Origin of the sequence: Mycobacterium sp. 1164985.4 (assembly GCF_001668575.1) — a bacterium.
Lineage (GTDB): Bacteria > Actinomycetota > Actinomycetes > Mycobacteriales > Mycobacteriaceae > Mycobacterium.
Map to the genome: position 1 here is coordinate 21,502 of NZ_LZMD01000059.1, position 26,929 is coordinate 48,430.

General features: G+C 67.8%; 28 protein-coding genes. 16 read left to right on the plus strand and 12 right to left on the minus strand.

What is annotated here, in order from left to right:
* The first annotated feature begins 11 nt into the window (after positions 1-11).
* Positions 12-857, plus strand: coding sequence for a patatin-like phospholipase family protein (locus A5650_RS10400; RefSeq protein WP_156744080.1), 846 nt, complete (start codon positions 12-14; stop codon positions 855-857).
* Here A5650_RS10400 and A5650_RS10405 read toward each other — a convergent pair.
* A complete protein-coding gene (locus tag A5650_RS10405) occupies positions 854-1,846 on the minus strand; it encodes a patatin-like phospholipase family protein (protein ID WP_067290105.1) in 993 nt (330 codons plus the stop codon). The genes A5650_RS10400 and A5650_RS10405 overlap by 4 nt on opposite strands.
* Before the next feature lie 33 nt (positions 1,847-1,879).
* Positions 1,880-2,317, minus strand: coding sequence for a lipoprotein LpqV (lpqV, locus tag A5650_RS10410; RefSeq protein ID WP_067290203.1), 438 nt, complete (start codon positions 2,315-2,317; stop codon positions 1,880-1,882).
* 269 nt (positions 2,318-2,586) lie between these two features.
* On the opposite strand from lpqV, the gene A5650_RS10415 reads away from it, so the two are divergent.
* Positions 2,587-3,132, plus strand: a complete 546-nt coding sequence (locus A5650_RS10415; RefSeq protein WP_067290107.1) for a cysteine dioxygenase — start codon at positions 2,587-2,589, stop codon at positions 3,130-3,132.
* Positions 3,129-3,503 carry a rhodanese-like domain-containing protein gene (locus tag A5650_RS10420; protein WP_197501835.1) on the plus strand — a complete coding sequence of 125 codons (375 nt, stop codon included), beginning with the start codon at positions 3,129-3,131 and terminating at the stop codon, positions 3,501-3,503. Before A5650_RS10415 ends, A5650_RS10420 begins: the two co-directional genes overlap by 4 nt.
* Here A5650_RS10420 and A5650_RS10425 read toward each other — a convergent pair.
* Genes A5650_RS10425 through A5650_RS10435 form a run of 3 tightly spaced genes read right to left on the minus strand, consistent with a single transcriptional unit; the run spans position 3,500 to position 7,058 of the window.
* Entirely contained in the window at positions 3,500-5,218 is a 1,719-nt protein-coding gene (locus tag A5650_RS10425; protein WP_082950706.1) for an alpha/beta-hydrolase family protein, read from the minus strand. The genes A5650_RS10420 and A5650_RS10425 overlap by 4 nt on opposite strands.
* Before the next feature lie 9 nt (positions 5,219-5,227).
* Positions 5,228-6,013: an enoyl-CoA hydratase gene (locus A5650_RS10430; protein ID WP_067290109.1), complete on the minus strand. Its 786-nt coding sequence runs from the start codon at positions 6,011-6,013 to the stop codon at positions 5,228-5,230.
* Between the two features lies 1 nt (position 6,014).
* Complete coding sequence (locus A5650_RS10435) at positions 6,015-7,058, minus strand: enoyl-CoA hydratase/isomerase family protein (RefSeq protein ID WP_067290113.1); 1,044 nt, start codon at positions 7,056-7,058, stop codon at positions 6,015-6,017.
* 166 nt (positions 7,059-7,224) lie between these two features.
* Between A5650_RS10435 and A5650_RS10440 the strand changes: the two genes are divergently transcribed.
* Complete coding sequence (locus A5650_RS10440; protein WP_067290212.1) at positions 7,225-8,079, plus strand: Bax inhibitor-1/YccA family protein; 855 nt, start codon at positions 7,225-7,227, stop codon at positions 8,077-8,079.
* A gap of 127 nt (positions 8,080-8,206) precedes the next feature.
* Positions 8,207-9,070, plus strand: coding sequence for a type IV toxin-antitoxin system AbiEi family antitoxin (locus A5650_RS10445; RefSeq protein WP_067290116.1), 864 nt, complete (start codon positions 8,207-8,209; stop codon positions 9,068-9,070).
* Positions 9,071-9,113: 43 nt separating this feature from the next.
* On the opposite strand, the gene A5650_RS10450 is transcribed toward A5650_RS10445, so the two are convergent.
* Both A5650_RS10450 and A5650_RS10455 read right to left on the minus strand, forming a co-directional pair.
* A complete protein-coding gene (locus tag A5650_RS10450; RefSeq protein WP_067290119.1) occupies positions 9,114-10,331 on the minus strand; it encodes an acetyl-CoA C-acetyltransferase in 1,218 nt (405 codons plus the stop codon).
* 34 nt (positions 10,332-10,365) lie between these two features.
* On the minus strand, positions 10,366-11,319 hold the full coding sequence (locus A5650_RS10455) for an SGNH/GDSL hydrolase family protein (protein WP_067290123.1): 954 nt from the start codon (positions 11,317-11,319) through the stop codon (positions 10,366-10,368).
* 204 nt (positions 11,320-11,523) lie between these two features.
* Here A5650_RS10455 and A5650_RS10460 point away from each other — a divergent pair, with 204 nt between their 5' ends.
* The 4 genes from A5650_RS10460 (at position 11,524) to A5650_RS10475 (ending at position 15,772) form a co-directional block, all read left to right on the plus strand.
* Entirely contained in the window at positions 11,524-12,585 is a 1,062-nt protein-coding gene (locus tag A5650_RS10460; protein WP_067290126.1) for an alpha/beta hydrolase, read from the plus strand.
* Between the two features lie 41 nt (positions 12,586-12,626).
* Positions 12,627-14,027, plus strand: coding sequence for a cystathionine beta-synthase (locus A5650_RS10465; protein WP_067290130.1), 1,401 nt, complete (start codon positions 12,627-12,629; stop codon positions 14,025-14,027).
* A 156-nt stretch (positions 14,028-14,183) separates the two neighbouring features.
* Positions 14,184-14,792, plus strand: coding sequence for an RDD family protein (locus A5650_RS10470; RefSeq protein WP_067290133.1), 609 nt, complete (start codon positions 14,184-14,186; stop codon positions 14,790-14,792).
* A gap of 17 nt (positions 14,793-14,809) precedes the next feature.
* A complete protein-coding gene (locus A5650_RS10475; RefSeq protein ID WP_156744081.1) occupies positions 14,810-15,772 on the plus strand; it encodes a DUF2189 domain-containing protein in 963 nt (320 codons plus the stop codon).
* Between the two features lie 6 nt (positions 15,773-15,778).
* Here the strand turns inward: A5650_RS10475 and A5650_RS10480 are convergent, their stop codons facing one another.
* On the minus strand, positions 15,779-16,951 hold the full coding sequence (locus A5650_RS10480; protein WP_156744082.1) for an acyl-CoA dehydrogenase family protein: 1,173 nt from the start codon (positions 16,949-16,951) through the stop codon (positions 15,779-15,781).
* A 54-nt stretch (positions 16,952-17,005) separates the two neighbouring features.
* On the opposite strand from A5650_RS10480, the gene A5650_RS10485 reads away from it, so the two are divergent.
* The gene (locus A5650_RS10485; protein ID WP_067290140.1) at positions 17,006-18,169 is read left to right on the plus strand and encodes a cystathionine gamma-synthase; all 1,164 of its coding nucleotides are present in this window, start codon (positions 17,006-17,008) and stop codon (positions 18,167-18,169) included.
* On the opposite strand, the gene A5650_RS10490 is transcribed toward A5650_RS10485, so the two are convergent.
* The 3 genes from A5650_RS10490 to A5650_RS10500 all read right to left on the minus strand — a co-directional run bounded on the left by A5650_RS10490 (position 18,166) and on the right by A5650_RS10500 (position 20,041).
* Positions 18,166-18,834: a GOLPH3/VPS74 family protein gene (locus A5650_RS10490; protein WP_067290141.1), complete on the minus strand. Its 669-nt coding sequence runs from the start codon at positions 18,832-18,834 to the stop codon at positions 18,166-18,168. The genes A5650_RS10485 and A5650_RS10490 overlap by 4 nt on opposite strands.
* Positions 18,835-18,889: 55 nt before the next feature.
* Entirely contained in the window at positions 18,890-19,384 is a 495-nt protein-coding gene (gene greA, locus A5650_RS10495; RefSeq protein ID WP_067290146.1) for a transcription elongation factor GreA, read from the minus strand.
* 234 nt (positions 19,385-19,618) lie between these two features.
* Positions 19,619-20,041, minus strand: coding sequence for a DUF4307 domain-containing protein (locus tag A5650_RS10500; protein WP_067290150.1), 423 nt, complete (start codon positions 20,039-20,041; stop codon positions 19,619-19,621).
* Positions 20,042-20,160: 119 nt separating this feature from the next.
* Between A5650_RS10500 and mca the strand changes: the two genes are divergently transcribed.
* The 4 genes from mca to A5650_RS10520 are packed head-to-tail and all read left to right on the plus strand — an operon-like array spanning position 20,161 to position 23,689.
* Positions 20,161-21,030 carry a mycothiol conjugate amidase Mca gene (gene mca / locus A5650_RS10505; protein ID WP_067290225.1) on the plus strand — a complete coding sequence of 290 codons (870 nt, stop codon included), beginning with the start codon at positions 20,161-20,163 and terminating at the stop codon, positions 21,028-21,030.
* Positions 21,027-21,311 carry a hypothetical protein gene (locus A5650_RS10510; protein ID WP_067290153.1) on the plus strand — a complete coding sequence of 95 codons (285 nt, stop codon included), beginning with the start codon at positions 21,027-21,029 and terminating at the stop codon, positions 21,309-21,311. The genes mca and A5650_RS10510 overlap by 4 nt, the downstream gene beginning before the upstream one ends.
* The gene (locus tag A5650_RS10515) at positions 21,295-23,307 is read left to right on the plus strand and encodes a thioredoxin domain-containing protein (protein WP_067290156.1); all 2,013 of its coding nucleotides are present in this window, start codon (positions 21,295-21,297) and stop codon (positions 23,305-23,307) included. The genes A5650_RS10510 and A5650_RS10515 overlap by 17 nt, the downstream gene beginning before the upstream one ends.
* A 10-nt stretch (positions 23,308-23,317) precedes the next feature.
* The gene (locus A5650_RS10520) at positions 23,318-23,689 is read left to right on the plus strand and encodes a nuclear transport factor 2 family protein (RefSeq protein ID WP_067290160.1); all 372 of its coding nucleotides are present in this window, start codon (positions 23,318-23,320) and stop codon (positions 23,687-23,689) included.
* Between the two features lie 8 nt (positions 23,690-23,697).
* Here A5650_RS10520 and trhA read toward each other — a convergent pair whose 3' ends face one another.
* Positions 23,698-24,438: a PAQR family membrane homeostasis protein TrhA gene (gene trhA, locus A5650_RS10525; protein WP_067290162.1), complete on the minus strand. Its 741-nt coding sequence runs from the start codon at positions 24,436-24,438 to the stop codon at positions 23,698-23,700.
* A gap of 55 nt (positions 24,439-24,493) precedes the next feature.
* On the opposite strand from trhA, the gene A5650_RS10530 reads away from it, so the two are divergent.
* Together A5650_RS10530 and A5650_RS10535 are read left to right on the plus strand one after the other, a co-directional pair.
* Positions 24,494-25,291: a (2Z,6E)-farnesyl diphosphate synthase gene (locus tag A5650_RS10530; RefSeq protein ID WP_067290164.1), complete on the plus strand. Its 798-nt coding sequence runs from the start codon at positions 24,494-24,496 to the stop codon at positions 25,289-25,291.
* 15 nt (positions 25,292-25,306) lie between these two features.
* Positions 25,307-26,665, plus strand: coding sequence for a hypothetical protein (locus A5650_RS10535; RefSeq protein ID WP_067290168.1), 1,359 nt, complete (start codon positions 25,307-25,309; stop codon positions 26,663-26,665).
* The last annotated feature ends 264 nt before the right edge of the window (positions 26,666-26,929 follow it).

Here is a 26,929-nt window from a genome sequence, read left to right on the forward strand (position 1 = left end):
ACTCACGGGCTGTGACGAGACGCGCACTGGTACTGGCCGGCGGCGGCCTGGCGGGGATCGCATGGGAGACCGGCATCCTGGCGGGTATCGCCGACGAATCACCCGCCACCGCCGAGGCGTTGCTGGCTTCCGATGTCCTTGTCGGCACGTCCGCGGGGTCCACGGTCGCGGCGCAACTCGGCAGCGGACTCGGCTTGGAGGCGTTGTTCGAGCGGCAGACCGCGGCGACGTCGTCGGAGATCAATCCCGGTGCAGGCATCGAGGCCATCACCGAGATGTTCCTCAAGGCGATGACCACGCCCGGCTCGAAAACCGAGAAACTGCAGCGCATCGGCGCCGTCGCGCTCTCCGCCGACACCGTCACCGAAGAGGTGCGCCGGCAGGTCATCGAGCAGCGGCTGCCGTCGCACGGCTGGCCGGACCGTGAGCTGCGCATCCCCGCGATCGACGCCGTCACCGGTGAACTGGTGACCTTCGACCGCTCCTCGGGCGTCTCGCTCGTCGACGCGGTCGCAGCGAGCTGCGCGGTACCCGGAGTGTGGCCGCCCGTCACGATCGGGCCGCGCCGGTACATGGACGGCGGCGTCGGCAGCACCGTCAACCTGGCGCTCGCCGACGACTGCGATGTCGTGGTCGCGTTGATTCCCCAGGGTTTGTCGTCACCGTCGCCGTTCGGGACCGCGGCCCGGGACGAGGCGACCGGATACGGCGCCTTCGCCGTGTTCGCCGACGACGAATCGCTGGCCGCGTTCGGGGACAACCCGCTCGACCCCGCATGCCGGGCGCCGTCGGCGCACGCCGGACGCCTGCAGGGCCGCAGCGTCGCCGCTCGGGTCGCCGACCACCTCGGCCTCTAATCCCCGGCGGCGGTGACGCTTTCGGGCTGCGTGTCGAACGCGTCCAGTGCGGCGGCGGTCAACTCGATTCCGATGTCGATCACCTCGGCGGCCCGGTGGAACTCGAGGCTGCGGCAGGCCGAACGCGGCACCTCGATGAGCATGTCGGGCGGGTATCCGGCGAGCTGATGCCGCGCGAGCGCCGCCTGAGCGATATCGATCGTGCGGTTCATCACCTCGAAGCTGCCGAGCTTGGGCACCACCGCCGACGCCTCCTTGGTGGCGTCGACGAGCTCTTCCTCGCTGTCCCCTTCCGCGGGATCGCCTTCCGGGGCCATGCCGAAGCGATTCAGCACTGCGTTCGACTCGAACAGCGACGTGGTGCTGCGCCACACCCGGGTCAGCCATTCGGTGCTCGCGCGCGAGCCGTGCGGGGCCGGCTCCTCGGCGCCGCCGGCCTCGCTGCCTGCCAGGGACACCGCGATGGTGAGGTCGGCGTTGACGGCCGCGATCGGCGCCATCGGAAGCGGTTCGAGGATGCCGCCGTCGGCGAGCAGGCGCCCGTCGAGCACATGCGGCGCGATCACGCCCGGGATCGCGATCGACGCCCGGATCGCGGCGTCCACCGGGCCGCGCTGCAGCCATACCGACTTGCCGGCGATGAGATCCGTCGAGACCGCGGTGTAGGGGATCGGCAGGTCCTCGATGCGAACGTCGCCGAGGATGTCGCGGACCGCGTCGAGGATTTTCGTGGCGCGAAGGACGCCCGCCGCGGTGATCGAGGGGTCGAGCAGCCGCAGCACGGCGCCCTGGGTGAGCGATTTGGCCCATTCGGAGAACTCGTCGAGTTTCCCGGCGGCGTGCAGACCACCGACGAGGGCGCCCATGGACGATCCGGCGACGCCGACGATCTCGTAGCCGCGCTCCTGCAGTTCCTCGATCACCCCGATATGGGCGTAGCCGCGGGCGCCGCCACTACCCAGCGCCAATGCGACTCGCTTACCAGCCATGTCGCCATTGTCCCGCGCCTGGACGGGTGCAGGTCAGCCGTTTGCGTCGCAGAGGTGATCGGCGGCCGCCTGCACGGCGACGATCACCGCGGCCTGACGCGGTGGCGGCAACTGCGACCAGGGGGTGCCGTACGTGCCGGGCCCCGCCGAATCCGTGGATTGCAGCATGCCGAGGTAGGGCTCGATGTGGTCCTTCGGGTCGCCGCCGCGTTCGGCCATGAACTGCCACGCCGCTTCGCAGGCCTTGGCGTACTCCTCCTCGGTCGAGTCGGCAGGAGCACCGACCGCCGTGGTGACGCCGCCGGGGGAGACCGCGACGGATCCCGGTGCCGCGGTGGGGGTTTCCGAATCAGGAGCGGCGGAGGCCGACGCGGCCGGCGGCGACGTCTCCTCGGAGGTGCCTTCGGTGTCCGATGAACATCCCGCGACGACAGCGATCATCGCTGCGGCCGCCGCGACGCCGTGACGCATGCCCATGTCGGTCAATCTAGGCAATGGTCGGCCGGCGGCGAACACCGGCTGGACGGATCGCCGGGGTTGCGCTCACGGTGAATCTATCCTCCGACCCCGCAATCATGCGCCTGGCCTGCGGCGACGCCTCACCGGTTCGGGCGGGACGCCCACCGCCCGTGATGTGGCGGGTGGCCCGTGCCAGACTTGTGGCCGTGACGACCGGACGCCAGGAGTGTTGTTGGGCTTAGCGCCCCGCCCTGCCCGTTTCCGGTTTTCTTGGAGCTTTCATGGTCTCCCCTGCAGTCCTGCCCCCTGCCGTCCCCGCAGTCTCCGCGCCGACCCGGTTGCGCCTGCCCGATCTGTTGCTCGCCACCGACCGCGGCGCCGACGATGTGCTCAGCGGTCGTTACGACCATCTGCTGCCGGCCGGCGGCCCGCCCCGAGACGAGCGGTGGTTCACGCGCCTGCACGGTGATGACGAGCTCGACATCTGGTTGATCAGCTGGGTGCCCGACCGGTCGACCGAGATGCACGACCACGGCGGCTCGCTCGGCGCGCTGACCGTCGTTTCGGGAGTGCTGCGGGAGACCCGTTGGGACGGCGGGGCGTTGCGGCATCGTCGGCTGCGCGCCGGGGACCAGGCCGCCTTCCCGCTGGGGTGGGTGCACGACGTGGTGTGGGCGCCCGATCGCGACACGTCGGCTCCGATCACGCCGACGTTGAGCGTGCACGCATATTCGCCGCCGTTGACCGCGATGTCGTACTACGAGGTCACGGATCGGAACACGTTGCGCCGCAACCGAACCGAGTTGACCGACGCGCCGGAGGGATGATCGTGACGAGTCGTATCGACCGAATTCTGGACGACGCCCGCGCCCGGCTGCGCCGGTTGCCGGCTTCCGAGGTGCCCGCGGCGTTGGACCGCGGCGCGATCCTGGTCGACATCCGGCCTCAGGCTCAGCGCGCCCGCGAGGGGGAGGTGGATCAGGCGTTGGTGATCGAGCGCAATGTGCTCGAGTGGCGCTGCGATCCGACCAGCGACGCCCGGTTGCCGCAGGCCGTCGACGACGATGTCGAATGGGTGGTGCTGTGCTCGGAGGGCTACACCTCGAGCCTGGCGGCGGCGTCGCTAGTCGACCTCGGGCTGCACCGCGCGACCGATGTCATCGGCGGATATCACGCGTTGAAGACCGTGCTGGCTTAAGCGTTCTCGTCGTTCGACAGCAGCGGCCGGAGGCGCTCGGTTTTCTCTGGAGTCCAGCCCGGCGGCTGCAGAATCGCCGCCCACGCGTTGGCCACATCCTTGACGTAGACGTGACCGTGACCGTCGGGCACGTCGACCGCCACCGCCATGTCCGCCGACACCTGGAGGAACGTCACCACCGGAATCCACTGCATCCGACCGGAGACGTCGTATCCGCGCGGCTCCTTGAGCCAATCCGGTTCGGCGAACAGCAGATCCGGGTTGAACCACGCGATCGGGTCCGAGGCGTGCTGCAGGTACACCACCCGCGGGTTGTCCCACGGTGCGTCGGGGCGGGCCAGATTCTCGGCGCGCGCGGCGAAATGCACACTCTCACCGTTGTCGTAGATCGGCAGCCACATCGGCGAGCCGGGGTCGCGGTCGCGGGTCAGCTGCGTCCAGATCGTGTTGTTGAAGGTCGGACCGCTGAACAGGGCGCCGTCCGTGCGGGCGACGAGATTGTTGAGCGCGAGGAACGGCGCTTCGCCGCCGAACGATCCGAGGCTCTCTCCGAAGACGACCAGGCGCGGTCGCTGTCCTTCTGGCATTTCGCGGATCAGCGCGTCGACTGCCTCGAACAACGCCTGGCCCGCCTGGCGCGCGTTCTCCTTGTCGACGAGGAACGACAACCAGCTCGGCAGGAACGAATACTGCATCGACACGATCGCGGTGTCGCCGTTGTACATGTATTCCAGCGCCGAGGCCTCGGCCTCGTTGATCCACCCGGTGCCGGTGGTGGTGGCCACGGCGACGACGTCACGGTCCAGGCCGCCCGTGCGCTGGAGTTCGCGGGCTGCCAACTCCGCGGTGGCCCTGATGCCGTCCGCGGAATGCAGACCGGCGTAGGCGCGGATGGGCTCGACGGCCGGCCGCCCGTTGAACGCCGTCAACTCGTCGACCGTCGGCCCGGCGGCCACGAACACCCTGCCTTGGTGGCCGAGCGACTCCCAGCTGACCAGCGATCCGGGGCCGCCGGAGCGTAACGGTGAAGTGGGCGCGGGGAAGTCGGGATCGGTTTCGTCATTGACCGCGGCGAACGTGCGGTTCATGGTGCTCATCGCGAAGCGTACGACGACGCCGTTCAGTAGGGCGATCGTGAGCGCGAGCAACGCCACCACGACCACGACCGCCGAGACCCTCGGTGGTGCAACGCGTTCGAGCTGGCGCACCAGGAACCGGACGAGCTTGCCGATCAACTGTCCGATCTCGACGAGCACGAACAGCGTCACGATCGACAGCACCGCGGTCAGCGGGTGATCCCAAAAGCCCATGCGCGCTACGCCGTTGAGGTCGCGCACCTCGTCCTGCCAGGTGTGGAAGTAGAAGATCATCAGCACCTGGCCGATGACGCCGATGACCGCCAGCGCGATCCACGCCTGTCGCGGTGCCGGCGGGGTGGTGTCCCTCGACAGCATGTAGCGCACCAGCCACACCACGAACACGCCGAGCATGTATCCGAAAGCGCCTGCGGCGCCGCTGACGAGGCCCTGGAACAAGGGGCCGCGGGGCAGCAGTGACGGCGTCAGCGATAACCAGATGAAGACCAGGCCGAGCGCAGTGCCCGCGAAGGTGTAGCGCCGCACCCACCACGCGGTGCCTTTCGGCTTGTCGGCCGGTTCTTCCCGCACCGGTTCGTCGATCGTCGTATCGGTGGTGTCGTCGCGGGTGTCTGTCACCCCCGAAGATTAACGGTGGCGGAAGTTCGGTGGGCGTTTCTCGGTGAACGCGTTCATGCCCTCGGTCTGGTCCTCGGTCGCGAACGCCGAGTGGAACAGCCGACGTTCGTACAGAAGTCCCTCGGCCAGCGTGGATTCGAAGGCGCGGTTGACGGCTTCCTTGGCCATCCGGGAGGCCGACAGCGACATCCCAGCGATGGTCTTGGCGACGGCGTTGGCCTCGTCGAGCAGCGTGTCGGCGGGCACCACCCGCGACACCAGCCCCGCGCGCTCGGCCTCCTCGGCGTCCATGTTGCGACCGGTCAGGATCAGGTCCATCGCTTTGGCCTTGCCGATGGCGCGGGTGAGTCGCTGCGAACCGCCCATACCGGGCAGCACGCCGAGTTTGATCTCGGGCTGGCCGAATTTCGCGGTGTCGGCTGCGATCAGCAGATCGCACATCATCGCCAACTCGCATCCGCCCCCGAGCGCGTATCCGGCGACGGCCGCGATCGTGGGGGTGCGGGTCGCCGCGAACTTGCCCCAGGCAGCGAAGAAGTCGCTGGAGAAGACATCGGCGAACGACAGGCTCGACATCTCCTTGATGTCCGCCCCGGCGGCGAAGGCCTTCTCGTTGCCGGTGATGATGATGGCGCCGATCGCCGGGTCATTGTCTAATTCGGCTGCCACGGAGGTGACTTCGTGCATCACCTGGCTGTTCAGCGCATTGAGCGCCTTGGGCCGGTTCAGGGTGATGGTCGCGACGCGGTCGTCCCGCGCGACAACGATGGTGGAGAAGCTGGTCTCGTCGCTCATTTCAAAACTCCAGTTCGCGATCGGCCGGCGTGAAGTACTCCTCGACGTCGGCGGTGGTGACCGCCGCCAGCGAGGCGGGCGACCATTTCGGGTTGCGGTCCTTGTCGACGACCTGGGCGCGGATGCCCTCGACGAAATCGTGGGAGCGCAGGGCCCCGCACGACGTCCGGTACTCCTGCCGTAGCACGTCTTCGAGTGTGGCGAGTTCGCCGGCGCGGCGCAGGGCTTCCAGCGTGACGGAAACCGAGAGGGGGGAGCGGGTCTCGATGAGGTCGGCCGCCTCGGCGGCGGCATCGCCACGGCCGCGCAGCGCGGCGACGATGTCGAGCGCGGATTCGCCCGCGTAGCACTCGTCAATCCATTCGCGCTGGCGCACAAGGTTGCTCGGCGGTGGCTCGGTCGCGTGGGCGGCGAGTGCGGTGTCGATGCCGTCTGCGACGATCGCGGCCTTGAAATCGGCGAGCCTGTCGTGGGGGACGAAATGGTCAGCGAAGCCCATCGCGATGGCGTCGGCGCCGTCGAAGTTCGCGCCCGTGAGCGCGGCGTGGTAGCCGAGCCGGCCGGGAGCGCGCGAGAGGATCAGTTGGCCGCCGACGTCGGGAACGAAGCCGATGCCGACCTCGGGCATCGCCATCTTGGTGGTGTCGGTGACCACGCGCACGTTGCCGTGTGCGCTGACCCCGACGCCGCCGCCCATGACGATGCCGTCCATCAGGGCGACATACGGTTTGGCGAACCGGCCGATCTGGGCGTTGAGGAGGTATTCGTCGTACCAGAATTCCCGCGCTTCGCGGCCCTTCTCGGAGCCTTCCGCCCGGGCGCTGTGGTAGAGCGCGACGATGTCGCCGCCCGCGCACAGGCCGCGCTCGCCTGCGCCGTCGACGACCACAGCGGTGACGGCGTCGTCGCTGGACCACTCGGCGAGCACGCGCGCCATGGTCGCAACCATGGAGTGGTTCAGCGAGTTGATGGCCTTGGGCCGATTGAGGGTGATCAGGCCGACCCCGCGGTCGACTGTTACTAGGACATCCTCGTTTTCGCCCACGGGTATGCAATGTAGAACGTCGCCCGACCTGCGATTGCTTTGGGTAGGGTTTCCTGGGAACAAGCTGGGAAAGTTCGACGGCGTTGCCGGGAACCGAACCAGGGACACGGATCGTTGACGGTGTGTTCGCCGATTGACGATCGACTTCACACGAGAGGAACCGACGGTGCGGGAATCCAGCAACCCCGTATTTCGCACCCTGCCAAGGACGCAGGGCGGATATGCGCAATTCGGTACCGGGGCCGCCGGCTACGGTACGCAGGCGGTACACGCCGACCCCTATGTGACGCAGTACCCGGAGCAGCGGCAGGCGGGTGTTGCGCGGCCGCTGACCATCGATGACGTCGTCACCAAGACGGGTGTCACGCTCGCGGTGCTGTCGGCCGTCGCGGTCGTCTCGTACTTCCTGGTTGCGCAGAACATCGGCCTCGCCATGCCGTTCACCTTGGTGGGCGCGCTCGGCGGGTTGGTCCTGGTGCTGATCGCTACGTTCGGCCGCAAGCAGGACAACCCGGGCATCGTGTTGAGCTATGCGGCGCTCGAGGGCCTCTTCCTCGGTGCGTTCTCGTTCGTGGTGGCCAACCTGATGGTGTCGGGCGTCAGCGCCGGCGCGCTGATCAGCCAGGCCGTACTGGGGACCATCGGCGTGTTCGCGGGCATGCTCGTGGTCTACAAGACCGGCGCCATCCGCGTGACGCCGAAGTTCACCCGCTTCATCGTGGCCAGCCTGTTCGGCGTCGTCGTGCTGATGCTGGGCAACCTGGTGCTGGCGCTGTTCGGTGTCGGCGGCGGTGAAGGACTCGGCCTGCGCAGTGGCGGTCCGCTCGCCATCGTATTCTCGCTGGTCTGCATCGGTCTGGCGGCGTTCAGCTTCCTGATCGACTTCGATGCGGCCGACCAGATGATCCGCGCCGGTGCACCGGAGAAGGCGGCGTGGGGCATTGCGCTCGGCCTGACCGTGACGCTGGTCTGGCTGTACATCGAGATCCTGCGCCTGCTGTCGTACTTCAACAGCGACTAGCAGACTCACGAAAAGGCCCGGCACGAAACGTGCCGGGCCTTTTTCGTTTGCGGCGGTTATCCACAGAGCCGTCGCTACGGCTGTTCGATGGCGCGGATCTGTCGGTTCGGTCATCTTCAGTGCGCCTATGGAGACGCCGTTTGTCGGGAGTGAAGCGTTGCGCGATGGCCTTGTCGCCAACAAGTACCAGCTGCGGACCCGATATCGACTCTTGTACCCCGACGTCTACCTCGACGGCGGTGGGGTGCCGAACTTGGCGCAACGGACGACCGCGGCCTGGTTGTGGACTCGTCGGCGGGGCGTGGTCGCCGGCCTCGCCGCCGCTGCGCTACACAGTTCGAAGTACATCGCCGATGATGTTGCGATCGAACTGATCTGGTCGAATCCGCGTGCGCCTCGCGGGATCGTGACACGACGAGACCGACTGCTCAGCGATGAACGGCAGGACTTGGCCGGCATACCCGTCACCACGCCGGAGCGCACGGCGTTCGATCTCGCCCGGCTCACTCGCGGCGATCGGGCCGTCGCCCGACTCGATGCGCTGGGCAATGCGACGGGTCTCGACCCTGGCGCGGTTACCGAGCTCGCCATTCGACACCGTGGGTCGCCGGGGGTTCCGCGAATATCACCCATGCTCAAGCTCTATGACCCCGGCGCGGAGTCGCCCCGCGAAACGCGGTTGCGCCTCTTGCTGATTCGAGCGGGTTTTCCAAGACCGCGCACGCAGATACCCGTGTATGACGACTTCGGTCGGCCGCGATACCGACTCGACATGGGTTGGGACGACGTGATGATCGCGGTCGAATACGACGGCGAGCTGCACCGTCTCCCGTCACGGCTGGGGAGGGACATCGTGCGATCGGAGTTCATCGCCTATCGGGGATGGACGCACATTCGCGTTGTCGCAGGCGATCACCCCGCCGACATCATCAATCGAGTGCGGCGGGCGTGGGACGCTAGTGTGCACTCAGATCGCGAAATAGCCTCGTAAAGAGTAAATCTGCGATCTGAACGCACACTAGCGCCAAAAAGAGCTAGGAGAGGCGCTCGAGCACCATCGCCATGCCCTGGCCGCCGCCGACGCACATCGTCTCGAGACCGAACGTCTTGTCGTAGGTCGTCAGGTTGTTCAGCAGCGTGGCTGTGATCCGTGCACCGGTCATGCCGAACGGATGGCCCAGCGCGATCGCGCCGCCCGAGACGTTGAGCTTGTCCTCGTCCATTCCGAGTTCGCGCGCCGAGCCGAGCACCTGGACCGCGAACGCCTCGTTGATCTCGTAGAGGTCGATATCGCCGATCGACATCCCGGCGTTGGCGAGCGCCTTCTTCGTCGCCTCGATCGGGCCCAGCCCCATGATCTCCGGCGACAACCCGCTCACGCCCGTCGAGACGACGCGCGCCAGCGGCGTGAGGCCCAGTTCGCGAGCCTTGGTGTCCGACATGATCACCACCGCCGCGGCACCGTCGTTCAACGGGCACGCGTTGCCGGCGGTGATGGTGCCGTTCGGCCGGAACACCGGCTTGAGTTGGCTGATCTTCTCGTAGGTGGTGCCCGCACGCGGACCGTCGTCCTTGGACACCACGGTGCCGTCGGGCAGGGTCACCGGGACGATCTCGCGCTCGAAGAAGCCGTTCTTGATGGCCTCCTCGGCGCGGTTCTGCGACCGGACACCCCAGTGGTCCTGGTCCTCGCGGCTGATGCCGGTGTGCAGCGCGACGTTCTCCGCGGTCTGGCCCATCGCGATGTACACATCAGGCAGCACGCCGTCCTCACGCGGGTCGTGCCACTCCTCGGCGCCCGCGGCCGCCTGGTCCGAGCGGGCCATGGCGTCGGCGAACAACGGGTTCTTGCTGTCCGGCCAGCCGTCGGCCGTGCCCTTCGGGAACCGCGAAACCGTCTCCACGCCAGCCGATATGAACGCGTGCCCCTCACCGGCCTTGATCGCGTGGAACGCCATCCGGGTGGTCTGCAGCGACGACGAGCAGTAGCGATTCACCGTCGTCCCGGGCAGGAAGTCGTAACCGAGCTGGACGGCGACCGCTCTGCCGATGTTGAAACCGGCCTCGCCTGCGGGCTGCCCGCAGCCCATGATCAGGTCGTCGATCTCGCGCGGATCCAGCGCGGGCACTTTGTCCAGCGCCGCGCGCACCATCTGCGCGGCCAGGTCGTCGGGCCGGATGTCGACAAGTGAACCCTTCGCGGCGCGGCCGATCGGCGACCGCGCGGTCGCGACAATGACGGCTTCAGGCATGGTGTCTCCTCGCATCGGTGGCTATGAGGAGAACCTAGCTCGCCGACGCCACGATGGGTGCGGGGACCCCAGTCGAGCGGCGCCACAGCCTGCTCAGCCCGCCGACCCGGGCCAGCAGGGCGAAGCCTTCGCCCGAGCGCGTCCGCCACGGCAACTCCGGCGCCACACCACCGAGCCAGTCGCTCAACGCATTACACAGAGCGGGCAGCAGTTGCTGGGCGGCGAGCGCATATCCCGCGCCGGACGGATGGAACATGTCGGGCGAGAACAGCACGTCGGGGGTGGACCGGAAGTGGGGCGCCAGCAAGTCGGCCAGCGGCACGGGAACGCCGCCCTCGGCTCGCACGGCAGACGTCTGGACGCGCGCCAGCTGCAGGCCGCGGCTGCGGGTGATCGCGCGCAGGGGTTGCGGTATCGCGGTGATGACGCCGAAGTCCGGGCAGGTCCCGACCACGACGACGGCGCCCGCAGCGCGTAACCGCCGCACCGCCTTTCCCAGTCGGTGCGCCGACGGCCGGATGCCGTTGGGCCGGGTGATGTCGTTGGCGCCGATCATGATCACCGCCGCGTCGGGCGGTGGTCCTGCGACGAACATCGCGTCGATCTGGCCCGCCAATCCCTTCGATGTCGCCCCGACAATCGCCTTGGTGCCCAGCCGGATCCGTTTCCCCGAGACCTCGGCCAGCCCCCGTGCGAGCAGGACCCCGGGCACCTCTTCGGCGGTGCTGGCGCCGTAACCGGTGGCGGTGGAGTCGCCGAACACCATCAGGTGCAGGTCGAACGGCACGTCACGATGCCACCGCTCGACGGGACCCCCGCCGGGTGAATACACGCCGTCGGCCCGCGGCGGCATGTCCCACGCCTGAGGGATGACGCGTCGCGCCTGATCGGCCTGCCCGATCAGCAGGTTGCGCGCACAGACGTAAGCGGACCCGATAGTGGCCACGGCCGCAAACGCGATGGTGGTCGTCCGTCGCGGTGTGCCCACGCAAGCAAGTTTAAGGGGGTTTTCTCGGGCTACCCGCGTGGCGAGAAGCGGCAGGGGGTCACATTGCGGTATCAACTCCGGTATCGAATATGACTCGCTGATTGTTGAAATCAACGTATGGTGTCAAGCTAAGGCGCGAGTCACGTCCAGAAAATTAGGCGTACTCAGCACTACCGGCTTGAAACGTCGGAGGGGGTGGTTGTCATGACCGCACCGAGCAAGATTGGCCCTATTCGCCGGCCAGGAGTACCGCCTGTTCACGCGCGCAAACCGCGCAAATTCCCGGTCAGCGACGGCGCGCCGGTAGAAGTTGTCGAAGACGGTCCAAGCCTTGGTGGCCGCCTGGCATCCCTCGCGGCCCTGCTAACGGTGAGACCAACGTTAGCTATCGGCAGCTACGCGCCGCGACTGCCTTGGCCCTGGGGTCTGGTCGATTTCGTCTCGCGTATCGCGCGGCCCGCACCAGGCACCGTGCGCGCCACGATCTCTTTGCCGAACTGCACCGCGCAACTTGTCCGGGCTCCCGGCGTGCTGCCCGCGGACGGCAAACGCGGCGTCATCCTCTACATGCACGGCGGGGCCTTCCTGACCTGCGGCGTCAACTCGCACGGCCGACTGGTCCAGGCGCTGTCGGGCTACGCCGACTGCCCGGTGCTGGTCGTCAACTACCGGATGATCCCGAAGCACTCCGTCGGCATGGCCATCGACGACTGCTACGACGCCTACCAATGGCTGCGAATGCAGGGATACGAACCCGAGCAGGTCGTGCTGGCCGGCGACTCGGCGGGCGGCTACCTGGCGCTCGCGCTGTCCGAACGCCTGCAGCGCGAAGGCCTCGAGGGTGAGGTGCCCGCCGCGATGGTGACGATGTCCCCGCTGTTCGAGATCGACAACGAGGCCCGCGCCAACCACCCGAACATCCGCACCGACGCGATGTTCCCGCCGCGGGCGTTCTACGCGCTGGTCGACCTGATCGAAGACGCCGCGAAGCGGAGCAGCAAGGACGGCCCGGCCGAAGAGGTCTACGAGCCGCTCGACCACATCGAGCCCGGGCTGCCCCGGACGCTGATCCACGTCTCAGGGTCAGAGGTGCTGGTCAGCGACGCCCGCAAGGCCGCGCGGCGGCTGGCCGCCGCTGGTGTACCGGTCGAGGTCCGTGTCTGGCCAGGGCAGATGCACGTATTCCAGATCGCGGCGCCGATCGTGCCCGAGGCCAAACGCTCACTGCGTCAGATCGGCGACTACATCCGAGAGGCCACCTGGTAACCCAGCTGGTGACGGGGAAAGCCGCCTGACACGATGGAGTCATGCGGATCGCCCGGCACGTCAGTGAGCTCATCGGCAACACCCCCCTGGTACAGCTGAACTCCGTTGTCCCCCACGGAGCGGGCACGGTCGCGGCGAAGATCGAGTACCTCAATCCGGGCGGCAGCTCCAAGGACCGCATCGCCATCAAGATGATCGACGCCGCGGAGGCCAGCGGTGAGCTGCGGCCCGGCGGCACGATCGTCGAACCGACGTCGGGGAACACCGGCGTCGGGTTGGCCCTCGTCGCCCAGCAGCGCGGATACAAGTGCATCTTCGTCTGCCCCGACAAGGTCAGCGAGGACAAGCGGAACGTGCTGCGCGCCTACGGCGCCGACGTGGTCGTCTGCCCGACGGCGGTGCCGCCGGACCATCCCGACAGCTACTACAGCGTTTCCGACCGGCTGGTGGAAGAGATCGACGGGGCGTGGAAACCCGATCAGTACTCCAACCCGATGGGTCCCGAATCGCACTACGAGACGACCGGCCCCGAGATCTGGGCCGACACCGACGGCAAGGTCACCCATTTCGTCGCGGGCGTGGGCACCGGCGGCACCATCACCGGCGCCGGCCGCTACCTGAAGGATGTGTCCGGAGGCAAGGTCCGGATCATCGGCGCCGATCCGGAGGGATCGGTGTACTCCGGCGGCTCCGGCAGGCCGTACCTTGTCGAGGGCGTCGGCGAGGACTTCTGGCCCAAGGCCTACGACCCCGCGGTACCCGACGAGATCATCGCGGTCTCGGACGCCGATTCGTTCGAGATGACGCGCCGGCTGGCGCGCGAGGAGGCGTTGCTCGTCGGCGGGTCGTGCGGTATGGCCGTCGTCGCCGCTATCAAAGTGGCCGAGCAGGCCGGGCCCGACGCGCTCGTCGTCGTTCTTCTGCCCGACGGCGGAAGAGGGTACCTGTCAAAGATTTTCGACGACGACTGGATGTCCTCGTACGGGTTCCTGCGCAGTCGGCTGGACGGCTCGGTGGAGGAGTCGACGGTTGGCGACGTGTTGCGTGGAAAGTCGGGTGCGTTGCCTGACCTAGTGCACACGCACCCGTCGGAAACGGTGCGCGACGCGATCGGAATCCTTCGCGAATACGGCGTCTCGCAGATGCCCGTCGTCGGTGCCGAACCGCCGGTGATGGCGGGAGAGGTCGCGGGCAGCGTGTCCGAGCGCGAACTGCTTTCGGCCGTGTTCGAGGGCCGCGCCAAGCTCGCCGACGCGGTGGCCGACCACATGAGCCCGCCGCTACCGCTCATCGGTGCGGGCGAAACCGTCAGCGCCGCGGCGAAAGAGCTTCGCGAGTGCGACGCCGTGATGGTTGTCGAGGAAGGCAAGCCGGTCGGCGTGCTGACCCGTCACGACCTGCTCGGTTTCCTGTCGGAGGGCAGTAAGCGCCGGGTTCGCTAGCGCCTCACTGTCATCGCGCTGCCGGGACCTGGAAAAGACCCCGGCACACGGCGGCTCCGGACGTCCGCATTCCGCGCAGAAATCCCTGCACAAGGGCGCTTCTCCGGTAGTGTAAGCACGCTTGATCCCAGCTAAGAAGCAGACTGGAGTCGTCCGATGACCGATCAGCCGCAACCCCCCGGAGACTATCCGCCCCCGCCGCCAGGTGGTTATCCGCCACCGCCGCAGGGTGACGGCACCCCGCCGACGGCGACGGGTTATCCACCTCCGGCACAACCGGTTCAAGCGCTGCCGAAAGAGGCTTACACGTCGTGGTTCACCCGCGTACTGGCCTGGCTGATCGACTCGATCCCGATCTTCATCCTGTGGGGTATCGGCTACGCGTTGCTGCTCGGCACTCGAGAAACGGCTTGCATCACCGATGTTTCCGAGTACGAGCTCGGCGAGTTCTGCGCGACGGGCGCCTCTACGGTCGGCCAGCTCGCGGTTACGATCACATCGATACTCGTTCTGGCGTACGTGATCTGGAACTACGGCTACCGCCAGGGCACCACCGGATCGAGCATCGGCAAGTCCATGTTGAAATTTAAGGTTGTCGGCGAAAAAATCGGCCAACCAATAGGTTTCGGGATGTCGGTGGTACGTCAGCTGGCGCACATCATCGACGCCGCGATCTGTTACGTCGGGTATCTGTTCCCGCTGTGGGACGCCAAACGGCAGACTATTGCGGATAAACTCATCGGCACCGTCTGCTTACCGCTGTAGTCAACCGGGAAGGTCACATGACTGATCAACCGCCCCCTCCGCCGGGAGACAACCCGCCACCGCCGCCTCCGCCGGGGGGTTATCCGCCGCCACCGCCGCCGGGCGGATATCCACCACCGCCACAGGGAGCCGGTTACCCGCCGGCCGCGCCGGGCGGTTACCCGCCGGCCGCGCCGGGCGGTTACCCGCCGGCCGGTGGTTACCCGCCGCCGGGTGGGCCGGGATTCCCTGGGGCACAGCAGTACAGCGTGGGCGACGCGTTCTCGTGGGCGTGGGGCAAGTTCACCTCCAACGCTGCGGCGCTGATCGTCCCGACGCTGGTCTACGGTGTCATCGTCTCACTGCTGCAGGTGCTCTTCGGCGTGCTGTCGGCTGTCGTAGAACCCGAATCAACCAGTTATTCTACTGATGACGATGGCTTTCTCTTCTCATTCAACATATCGGGTCCTGCTAGCCTCGCAGTCACCATTGTCGGTTGGCTAGTCCTCCTGGTGGTCGGCGGAATCATCCAATCCGCCTACTACAACGGCATATTGGGCGTCGCCAACGGCGAACCGGTGACCATCGGGTCGTTCTTCAAGCCGCGCAACGTAGGTGCCGTCATCATCGCGAGCGTGATCGTCGGGTTGCTGACCTCGATCGGCTTCGCGTTGTGCTTCATCCCAGGGTTCATCGTGGCCATCTTCACGATGTTCACCGTGATCGCCCTGCTGGACCGAAACCTGTCGCCGATCGATGCCATCAAGACCAGCTTCGACATCGCGAAGAACAACTTCGGTCAGGTGCTGGTGACGTTCCTCGTGGTCGTCGCGGTCACGCTCGTCGGCGCGTTGCTCTGCGGTGTGGGCCTGCTCGTCGCACTTCCGCTGAGTGCGCTGATCGAGGTCTACGCGTACCGCAAGCTCAGCGGTGGTCAGGTCGCCGAACTGAACCCGCAACCCCTGCCGCCGGGCCCGCCGCCGCAGGTTCCGCAGCAGTAGGACGGTTCATCGGAAGGCGCTGACACCGGTCAACGCCTCTCCGATGACCAACTGGTGCACCTCCGACGTGCCCTCGTAGGTCAGCACCGACTCCAGGTTGTTCGCGTGCCGGATGACCGGGTACTCCAGGGTGATTCCGTTGGCGCCCAGCATAGTTCGGCACTGCCGGGCGATCTGGATGGCTTCGCGGACGTTGTTGAGCTTCCCGAAGCTGACCTGCTCGGGCTTGATCCGGCCCTCGTCCTTGAGCCTGCCGAGGTGAAGGGCCAGCAGTTGAGCCTTGCCGAGTTCGACTGCCATGTCGGCGATCTTGGCCTGGGTCAGCTGGTAGGCCGACAGCGGTTTGTCGAACACCTCGCGGGTGCCGACGTAGTCCAGCGCGGCCTGGAGGCAGTCCCTGGCCGCGCCGACGCTGCCGAACACGATCCCGAACCGGGCCTCCGACAGGCAACTGAGTGGCCCGGACAACCCGCGCGCCTCGGGCAGTTTCGCGTCGGCTGGGAGCCGGACATCGTCGAGGTGCAGCTCCGAGGTCACCGAGGCCCGTAGCGACAGCTTGTGCGTCATGTCGTTGGCCTGGAAACCGGGCGTGCCGGCGGGCACCAGAAAGCCGGCCACCCCGTCATCGGTCTGGGCCCACACGACCGCCACGTCGGCGACCGAGCCGTTGGTGATCCACATCTTCGAACCGTTGAGGATCCAGTCGGACCCGTCGCGCTTGGCGTTCGTGCGCATGCCACCCGGATTGGAGCCGAAGTCGGGTTCGGTCAGCCCGAAGCACCCGATCGCCTCGCCCGCCGCCATCGCGGGCAGCCACTGGTTGCGCTGCTCCTCGCTGCCCCAGCGGTGGATCGCGAACATCGCCAGCGAGCCCTGCACCGAGACCAGGCTGCGCAGCCCGCTGTCGACGGCCTCGAGTTCCTGGCACACCAGGCCGTATGCCGTCGCGGTCGAACCGCCGCAGCCGTACCCGGTCAGGTGCATGCCGAGCAGGCCGAGCTTGCCGAAGTCCGCGGCCAGTTCGCGGACCGGGACCTGACCGGTCTCGAACCATTCGGCGATGAACGGCCTCAACCGTTGCTCGCCGAACCGGCGCACGGTCTGGCGCAGCTCGATGTCTTCCGGTGACAGCAGGGAGTCCAGCTCGAGCATGTCCTCGAGGCGGGTCGCAGAGCTCATGGGACATGTCTACCCGGTCGGCGCGCCCCACAGTCGTGGCTAGGCTGAGCGGTGATGTCTGAGAAGCAAACGCACGGTCTGTCCACTCGCGGCCTTTCGACGACGGCCATCCACGCCGTCCGGCCCGACCTGACCACCGGCGCCGTCAACGCCCCGATCTACGCCAGCTCGACGTTCGCGCAGGACGGCGTCGGCGGGCTGCGCGGCGGCTACGAGTACGCCAGGACCGGCAACCCCACCCGGGCGGCGCTGGAGACCTCGCTCGCCGCGGTGGAATCAGCCGCCTACGGTCGGGCGTTCTCGTCGGGCATGGCCGCCACGGACTGCGCGCTGCGGGCGATCCTGCGGCCGGGTGATCACGTCGTGATGCCCGACGACGCGTACGGCGGGACGTTCCGGCTGATCGACAAGGTGTTCACCAATTGGGGCATCGGCTACACGGCCGTCTCGCTTGCCGATCTCGACGCCGTGCGCGCAGCGGTCACGCCGGACACCCGGCTGATCCTGGTGGAGACGCCCACCAACCCGCTGCTCTCGATCGCCGACATCAGCGCGATCGCGCAAATCGGTGCGGCGTCGAACGTGAAAGTGTTGGTGGACAACACGTTCGCCTCACCCGCGCTGCAGCAGCCGCTGCTGCTGGGCGCCGACATCGTGCTGCACTCCACCACCAAGTACATCGGCGGGCACTCCGACGTGGTGGGCGGTGCACTGCTCACCAACAGCGAGGAACTCGACGCCGCATTCGCGTTCCTGCAGAACGGTGCGGGTGCGGTGCCGGGCCCGTTCGACGCCTACCTCACGCTGCGCGGCCTCAAGACCCTGGTGGTCCGCATGCAGCGGCACAGCGACAACGCGGCCGTCATCGCGGAGTTCCTCGACGGACATCCCGCGATCGAAACCGTCCTCTATCCCGGCCTCCCCGGTCATCCTGGCCACGAGGTCGCGGCCAGGCAGATGACCGGGTTCGGCGGCATGATCTCCGTACGGCTGCGCGGAGGAGCGGAGGCCGCACGCAAATTTTGTTCGCGCACAGAGGTTTTCATCCTAGCCGAGTCGCTGGGTGGCGTCGAGTCGCTGATCGAGCACCCCGGCGCGATGACCCATGCGTCGACGGCCGGTTCCCAACTGGAGGTCCCCGAAGACCTGGTGCGGCTGTCGGTCGGCATCGAAGACGTCGCGGATCTGCTGGCCGACCTCGAACAGGCGTTGAGCTAGCCGCTGCGAAGCGCCGGACGCAGCGCCGAGGCCGTGACCGCGAGGTTCACCTCGGGCAGCGCCGTCGGGGACTCGTCGACCCAACTGCCGAGCGCGATCTCGCCGGCGCGCGCGTGCACCCACCGCCACCCGCGGTCGTTGAGGCTCAGCAGTGCGCCCAGACCGTCGATCGCGTGCAGCAGTGAGATGATCGCCGCCGTGGACGGCGTTGGCGGGCTGCGATCGAACAGCGCCGACAACAGCGCCGAACGAGCCTGTCCCGCACGGTTGCGATTGGTCAGCGGCCAGGCGAACTCGTGGCCGAACCGCTTGTCCGGCAATGGGACACGGCGGATCTGGCCGGTTCGCTCCAGGTGGCCGGCGAGCTGTCCTTCTGTGTGTTTGGCCAGCCGCTTGACCGCTGTCCGCGGCCGCAGCGGGCGGCGTTGCAACAGCTGGAACGCCGGCTCGGTCACCGGATCCGTCGGGCCCGGCACCGACAACGCGATCAGGTGGCCCGGTTCGACCGCCTCGCCGTCGACCGAGGGCCGCACCCGGCACGCCAGGGCCAGGTCGAGCAGCACCGCCGCGGCCAGTACCCGCTCCCGGCGCGCACGATCGAGAGCGGGCTGCGCGGACGCGTTGTCGAGCAGCAGCAGGAACAGGTCCTCGGCGATCTGCGCCATGAGCGGATGCTAAACCGCACCCGCACCCGGACCCGAATTCAGCCGGAGGACTCGGTCAGGCGTGGTAGGGCTCGGCCTCGAGCAGCTTCACCTTGACCGTGCTGCCGCTGGGCACCGTGTAGGTGCGCACATCGCCGACCTTGGCGTCGATGAGCGCCTCGCCCAGCGGCGACTTCGGCGAGTACACCTCGAGCTTGCCGTCGCTGATGCCCTCCTGGCGGGTGGCGATCAGGAAGGTCTCGGTGTCGTTCTCGTCGTCGCCGTACTGCACCTTGACGACCGAGCCGGGCAGCGCGACGCCGGATTGCTTGGGCGCCTCGCCGACCTTGGCGTTGTTGAGCAGTTCCTGCAGCTGACGAATCCGGGCCTCCTGTTGGCCCTGTTCCTCGCGGGCGGCGTGGTATCCGCCGTTCTCGCGAAGGTCGCCCTCTTCGCGACGGTCGTTGATTTCAGCGGCGATGACGGGCCGGTTGGCGATCAGCTGGTCGAGCTCCGCCTTCAACCGGTCGAATGCCTCCTGCGTGAGCCAGGTGACCTGCGTATCGGTCATGTCGTCGCGCTCCTGTCTATTGCGTGTTCTCGCGCTCTTCTCGCGTAAGAAGTCCGGTGGTACGGCGCCGGGGCTTGACGTGTATTGCCGCATCGGCGCGTTCGATCACAGCCAAATGCAGCAATACACGGCTCCAGCAGGAACCGTGTACCCGACCATGGTAGCACCGAAGGGTCAACCGGTTTTCACAAATTCGCAGTTCGCCGTTCGCTGAGCCGCCGAATCAGCGTGATCTCAAGGCGCCACGAGATAGGACGGCACGTCGGCGCCGCAGCCGTAGATATCGCCGATGACGGGCCGGCGGGTGGCCTTGACGGGCGCGGTCACTTGCACGGTCTGTTGCGTCGACGGCGGGATCAGCACCTCGCGGCGCCCCGTCTCGGCGCCGTCGATGGAGCGTGCCCGAACGATGCAGACGGCCGGTTGGGACGGGTCTTCTCGCGTGACGCTGATCGTCACCGACACCGTCTGGTCATCGATCAGTTCGTATGCGTTCAGCTCACCCTTGACGGGCTCGCCTTCGAACCGGTCGAACGCGACGACGGCGATCACCACCCCCACCACGAGGGCGAGCAGTGTGAAGCCGACGACGATCCAGCGGCGGCGGCCGCCGGAGAGCCGCTGACGCCCATAGCGTGCGGCGGGGCGATCGATCATCTAGTTTTCTATGCCCGTCGGTCGGATAGATCTACAGAACTGGAACTATAGGGACTACTGAAAAGTCTCCGCGGGTTGATATGGCCGGAGACGACAGCGCGATGGTAAGGCAGAGCAGGTTGAGCGAACTGCGGTTGATGGCGGTGCACGCCCACCCGGACGACGAGTCCAGCAAGGGCGCCGCCACGATGGCTCGGTACGTGGACCAGGGCGTCCGTGTGCTGGTCGTGACGCTCACCGGCGGCGAACGCGGCGACATCCTCAACCCCGCCATGGACCTGCCCGAGGTCCACGGCCGGATGGCCGAGATCCGCCGCGACGAGATGGCCAAGGCCGCCGAGATCCTCGGTGTCGAACACCACTGGCTCGGCTTTGTCGACTCCGGCCTGCCCGAAGGCGACCCGCCGCCACCGCTGCCCGAAGGCTGTCTCGGCGTGGTCCCGCTCGAGCAACCGGCAGAGGCGCTGGTCCGCGTCGTCCGCGAGTTCCGGCCGCACGTGATGACCACCTACGACGAGAACGGCGGCTATCCCCACCCGGACCACATCCGGTGCCATCAGGTGTCGATGGCGGCTTACGAGGCGGCCGGCGACCACCGCTTGTTCCCCGACGCCGGCGAGCCGTGGAACGTTCAGAAGCTGTACTACACCCACGGCTTCCTGCGGCAGCGGATGCAACTGCTGCAGGACGAGTTCGCCAAACACGGCGAGGTCGGGCCCTTCGACAAGTGGCTCAAGCACTGGGACCCCGACCACGACATCTTCGCCAAGCGGGTCACCACCCGCATCGAGTGCGCCAAGTACTTCGCCGTGCGCGACGACGCGTTGCGCGCGCATGCCACTCAGATCGACCCCAACGGGGACTTCTTCCGTGCCCCGATCGAGTGGCAGCAACGGCTCTGGCCCACCGAAGAGTTCGAGCTGGCCCGCTCCCGGGTGCCGGTATCGCTGCCCGAGGACGACCTCTTCGCCGGGATCGAGGACCGATGAACCTGCTGCTCGCCGTCGGCATGCTGGCCCAGGACCCGCCACGGGACACCGGACCCGACTTCGGAAAGGCCAGCCCGATTGGACTTCTGGTCGTCGTGCTGCTCCTGATCGGCACGTTCCTGCTGGTGTGGTCGATGAACCGGCAGCTGCGCAAGGTGCCGAAGTCGTTCGACGTGCAGGCACCGGAGTCGGAGCAGATCGCCGAACCGTCCGATGGGGCGCAGGCGCCGACCGAATCGGAGGCGCCGCCCGACGGGACGAAGCGTGAGCCAGGGGGCTAACACCCTCTCGCGGGCCACCAGCCCGTATCTGCGCCAGCACGCCGAGAACCCCGTGCACTGGCGCGAATGGACGCCCGAGGCGCTGGCCGAGGCGGCCGATCGTGACGTGCCGATCCTGCTCTCGATCGGGTATGCGGCCTGCCATTGGTGCCACGTCATGGCCCACGAGTCGTTCGACGACGACGAGGTAGCCGCGGCGATGAACGACGCATTCGTCTGCATCAAGGTCGACCGCGAGGAGCGGCCCGACCTCGACGCGGTGTACATGAACGCGACCGTCGCGCTGACGGGTCAGGGCGGCTGGCCGATGACCTGCTTCCTCACCCCGGACGGCAGGCCGTTCTTCTGCGGCACCTACTACCCGAAGCCGACCTTCCTCCAGTTGCTGGCCGCGGTGACCGACACCTGGCGCAACCGCCGCGGTGAAGTGGAGCAGGCGTCCGACCGGATCACCGACGAGTTGCGGTCGATGGCAGCCGGACTGCCCGACGGAGGGCCGCCGCTGCAACCGGCCCTCTGCGACCACGCCGTCGCCGCGGCGCTGCAGGACGAGGACGTGGTCCACGGCGGGTTCGCCACGAATCCCGCGGGCGCTCCGAAGTTTCCGCCGTCGGCGTTGCTCGAGGGACTGTTGCGCAATCACGAGCGCACCGGCGACATCATGCCGGCGGAGACCGTCGAGCGCACTTGCACGGCGATGGCCCGCGGCGGCATTTACGACCAGTTGGCCGGAGGTTTCGCGCGCTACAGCGTCGACGCGGCCTGGGTGGTCCCGCACTTCGAGAAGATGCTGTATGACAACACCCTGCTGTTGCGGGTGTACGCCCACTGGGCGCGGCGTACCGGAAACCCGTTGGCGCACAGAGTCGCCGCCGAGACTGCCGCGTTCATGGTCAACGAGCTCGGCGTCGACGGCATGTTCACCTCGTCGTTGGACGCCGACGCGGACGGGGTGGAGGGGCTGACCTATGTGTTCACTCCTGCGCAGCTGCGCGAGGTCCTCGGTGGCGACGACGGCCGTTGGGCCGCAGAACTTTTCGCGGTGACCGACGAGGGAACCTTCGAGCGCGGCGCGTCGGTGCTGCAGTTGCCACACGACCCCGACGACCCGGAACGGTTCACCAGCGTGCGAGCGGCGCTTCTGGCGGCCCGGCTCACCCGGGCCCAACCGGGCCGCGACGACAAGATCGTCACCGCGTGGAACGGGTTGGCCATCACCGCGCTGGCGGAAGCCGCCGTCGCACTCGACCGGCCCGAATTACTCGACGCCGCAACACGATGCACGCAGGCGATCTGGGATCTGCACATGGTGGACGGCAGGCTCCGTCGGGCCAGCCTCGGCGGGGTGGTGGGCGACAGCGCCGGAATCCTCGAGGATCACGGCGCGCTGGCCACCGGCCTGCTGACCGTTCACCAGATGACTGGCGACGCGCAGTGGCTGGAGGCGGCGACGACGCTGCTCGACATCGCGATCGACCACTTCGCCGACCCGCAGCGGCCCGGCCGGTGGTTCGACACCGCCGACGACGCCGAGGCGTTGATGGTCCGTCCGGCCGACCCCCTCGACGGGGCGACGCCCTCGGGAGCGTCGCTGATCGCCGAGGCACTGCTCACCGCGGCGCACCTGGTACCGGCCGATCGGGCCGACCGCTACGCCGCGGCGGCCGACGCGACGCTGGCGGCGGCCACACCGATACTGACCCGGCTGCCGCGTTCCGGAGGGCACTGGCTCGCGGTCGCGGAGGCGGCCGTGGGCGGGCCCATCCAGATCGCGGTGGCGTGCGACCCGGCACGGTCGGAGCTGTTGTCGGCCGCGCGGCGGCTCGCGCCGGGCGGGGCGGTCGTCGTCGGTGGTGCGGTGAACTCGTCCGAGCTGCTGACCGACCGCGACCAAGTCGACGGTGCCGACGCCGCCTATGTGTGCCGCGGCAGAACGTGCGATCTGCCGGTCACCACCGCGCCGGAACTCGCTGCCGCACTGGGCGCGTCCGTGTAGCGTTCGGCGCATGCCGACGCCGGAAGACAACGCCAAGACCGTCACCCGCTACCTCGAGTTGGCCGCCCAGGGCAAGGCCGACGACATCGCCGAGCTGTACGCCGACGACGCCACCGTCGAGGATCCGGTCGGCGGTGAGGTGCACATCGGTCGCAAGGCGATCCGCGGGTTCTACGACGCGCTGCCCACGATGGGTGCCCAAGCCGACGTCGTCACGCTGCGTGCACTCGGAAGCGAGGTGGCGTTCTTCTGGTCGCTGACCATCGACCTCGGCGACAACAAGATGCGCATCGAGATCATCAGCGTCATGACCTTCAACGACGAGGGCAAGATCGCCTCGATGAAGGCCTACTGGACCCCGGAGAACGTCACCCAGCTGTAGGGAACGCTCTAGAAGACGGCGAACCACATCGCGATGTAGTGGCAGATGGCCGCCACCGCGGTGCACGCGTGGAAGAACTCGTGGTGGCCGAACACCGTCGGCCACGGGTTGGGCCACTTGAGCGCGTAGAGCACGCCGCCGATGCTGTAGAGCGCGCCGCCGACGATCAACAACACCAGCGCGGCGACCCCCGCGCCGTGGGTGATCGGCCCGACGAACCACGCCGCCACCCAGCCCAGCAGGATGTAGAGCGGTACGCCCACCCACCGCGGCGCCGACGGCCAGAAGCACTTGAGCAGCACGCCCGCGATCGCCCCGCCCCAGACGATCCAGAACAGCACCATGCCGTCGGTCTTCGGCAGGGCCAACAGGGCGAACGGTGTGTAGCTGCCCGCGATGAACACGAAGATCATCGAGTGGTCGAGTCGCTTCATCCACTTACGGGCGGTCGGGGACTTCCAGTTGACCCGGTGGTAGGCGCCGCTGACGCTGAACATCGCCACGATGGTGAGCGTGTAGATCAGGGTCGCGATGCCCGCGCGCGTGGACTGCACTGACCAGGAGACGGACACCAGCGTGGCGCCGCAGATTGCGGCTATCACCGCCGCGTAGACGTGGATCCAGCCTCGGGCACGCGGCTTGTTGATGAAGTTGGCGACACCGTCGACGACGGCTTCCGGGAAGTCCTCCGGGCTGCTCTGCGGGTCGCGCACTTTGTCGGAATCGGTTTCGTCGATGGATCGCGTCATGTCACCTCCACTAATGCCATGGGGGTTATCGAACCTCACAGTAGTCTGGATCTTCGTGGAGCTCATTCCCCCGCGCCTCAAGGAGCCGGCCTACCGGCTGTACGAGTTGCGGCTTCGCCAGGAGCTGGCGCGGGCCAAATCCCAACTGCCACGCCATATTGCCGTTTTGTGCGACGGCAATCGCCGTTGGGCGCGTGACCTTGGCCACGACGACGTCAGCGTGGGATACCGGATGGGCGCCAGGAAGATCGCCGAGATGCTGCGCTGGTGCCAGGAGATCGGCATCGAGATGGCGACGGTGTATCTGCTGTCGACGGAGAATCTGCAGCGCGCCCCCGACGAGCTGTCCCCGCTGATCGAGATCATCACCGACGTGGTCGAGGAGATTTGCGCACCCGCCAACCACTGGAGCGTGCGCACGGTCGGCGATCTGGAGCTGATCGGCGAGGAGCCGGCGCGCCGGCTGCGCGACGCGGTCGGGTCGACGCAGTCGGAGGCTCCTACCCACACTTTCCATGTCAACCTCGCCGTCGGTTACGGCGGCCGTCAGGAGATCGTCGACGCCGTGCGCCAACTGCTGTCCAAGGAGCTGGCCAACGGCAGCACCGGCGAACAGCTCATCGAGGCCGTCACCATCGACGCGATCTCGGAGAACCTCTACACCTCCGGACAGCCCGACCCCGACCTGGTCATCCGGACATCGGGAGAGCAGCGGCTATCGGGCTTCCTGTTGTGGCAGAGCGCGTATTCGGAGATGTGGTTCACCGAGGCGTACTGGCCCGCGTTCCGGCGAGTCGACTTCCTGCGCGCGCTGCGCGATTACACCGGCCGCCATCGCCGGTACGGAATGTGATGCCACACTGAGAACATGGCTGCGCTGTCGGCGGTGGTCTTCGCGCTCAGCTGGTGGTTGGGGCTCTATCTGCTGGCCCGCGACCCCCGAAAACCCGTGCTGGTTTTCGCCGCGATCGGGTTGACGAGCTTCGCGGCGGTGGTGGCGCTGGACGCCGTGCGCACGATCAGCGGCGCCGACGTGCTCGGCCGCATCGAGGTCTACCTCGTCGCCGTTCCCGGCATCGCATGGTTCGCGGTGCTCCTCGAGATGTCCCGCCCGCGCGACACCTGGCGCGGCCGCGCGGGTGAGCTCGGGTTGGTGGCGGCGGTCGCCGCGGCGGCGTTCGTCGGCGCCGCGATGGCCGGAACCGTCGACGGCCCACTGCGGCTCGGCCATTGGGTGATGTTCGCGGCGGTGTCTCTGTCGTCGCTGGGCGCTCTGGCGCACGCGGTGATTCGCCGGTCGCAGCCGCGCCCGGTGGTCGGGTTCGTGGTGATCGCGACGCTTTTCTTCGCGCTGGGCAACGCGATCCTGGTGATCCCGCTGGGTCTGGTGCCGAGCTGGCTGGCGCTGGCGTCGACGGGGTTCGACGTGGCGCTGCTGGGCGTGGCGGTCGCGATCGGCGACGCGTTCGACGAGGGACAGGCGTTGCGCGCCGACATGTTGCGCTCGTTCGCGGCGACGACGGTGGTGGCGGTGTTGTTCGGCGGGCAAGCCCTGGTCGGCTTGGCCGTGACCGGCCACGACACCGCGCTTACCGTGCTGCTCTTCACCAGCCTGGCGGTCGCGATCGCGATCAACGTGCTGGCCGACCCGTTGGCCGGCGCGCTCGACAGGTTGGCGTTCTCGCGGTCGCCGACCCTGCGGGCCGACCGCGCCGCGCTGCGCAGCACCGAGGCCGCGCTGCCGCTGCGCAAGGACAACCCGCTCGACGGCGTCGACGAGGAGGCGTTCGCCCGGCTGACCCGCCGCGCGCTGGGCCACTACGGTGATCTCTCGAAACTGATCGCCAGCCCGCTGACCCGATTGCCGATCATCGACGAGCGGTTGGCGGCGCGCGGTGCACCCGATCAGCCGCTGGAACGCGCGACCGAACTCAAGGCGCTGCTGGCCGAGCGCATCGCCCGGCTCAAGCCGCGCGACGGCGGCGAGTTCGGCACCACCGAGGAGTGGCGCCACTACAACTCGCTGTACTTCCCGTACGTCGTCGGGGTGCGGGCCTACGCGCAAAACGCCACCGCCGCCGGGCTCGATCCCGTCGCCCGCCAGGCCTGGCAGTGGTTCGTCACCGAGGTACCGCAACGGTCGCTGCACAACTGGCAGAACGCGGCCGCCCGGCTGATCGCCGCCGACTTGCGCGGCAACCTGGTGGCCGCGCGAAGCGACGCGTGAGTGCCCTCGGGCGCTGACCTGCGGTTGGCAGTAGCTGGCAGCGTTCTGCGTCGATCTGGCAGCGCGATCTGAGCAGTGTCGGTGCCATGACCACAGCAACCCGCCCGATCCGCGACACCGCCGACGACGGCGATCTCGGGGCCGACTCCCTACTGCGTTTCGCGTTGCGCGCCGACGCGACCCTGTGCGGCGGCCAAGAAGAGCGCGAGACCGTAGCCGACGAGCGCGGCGCCGGCGATCCACTCGCTGGTGGCCGACAGACCG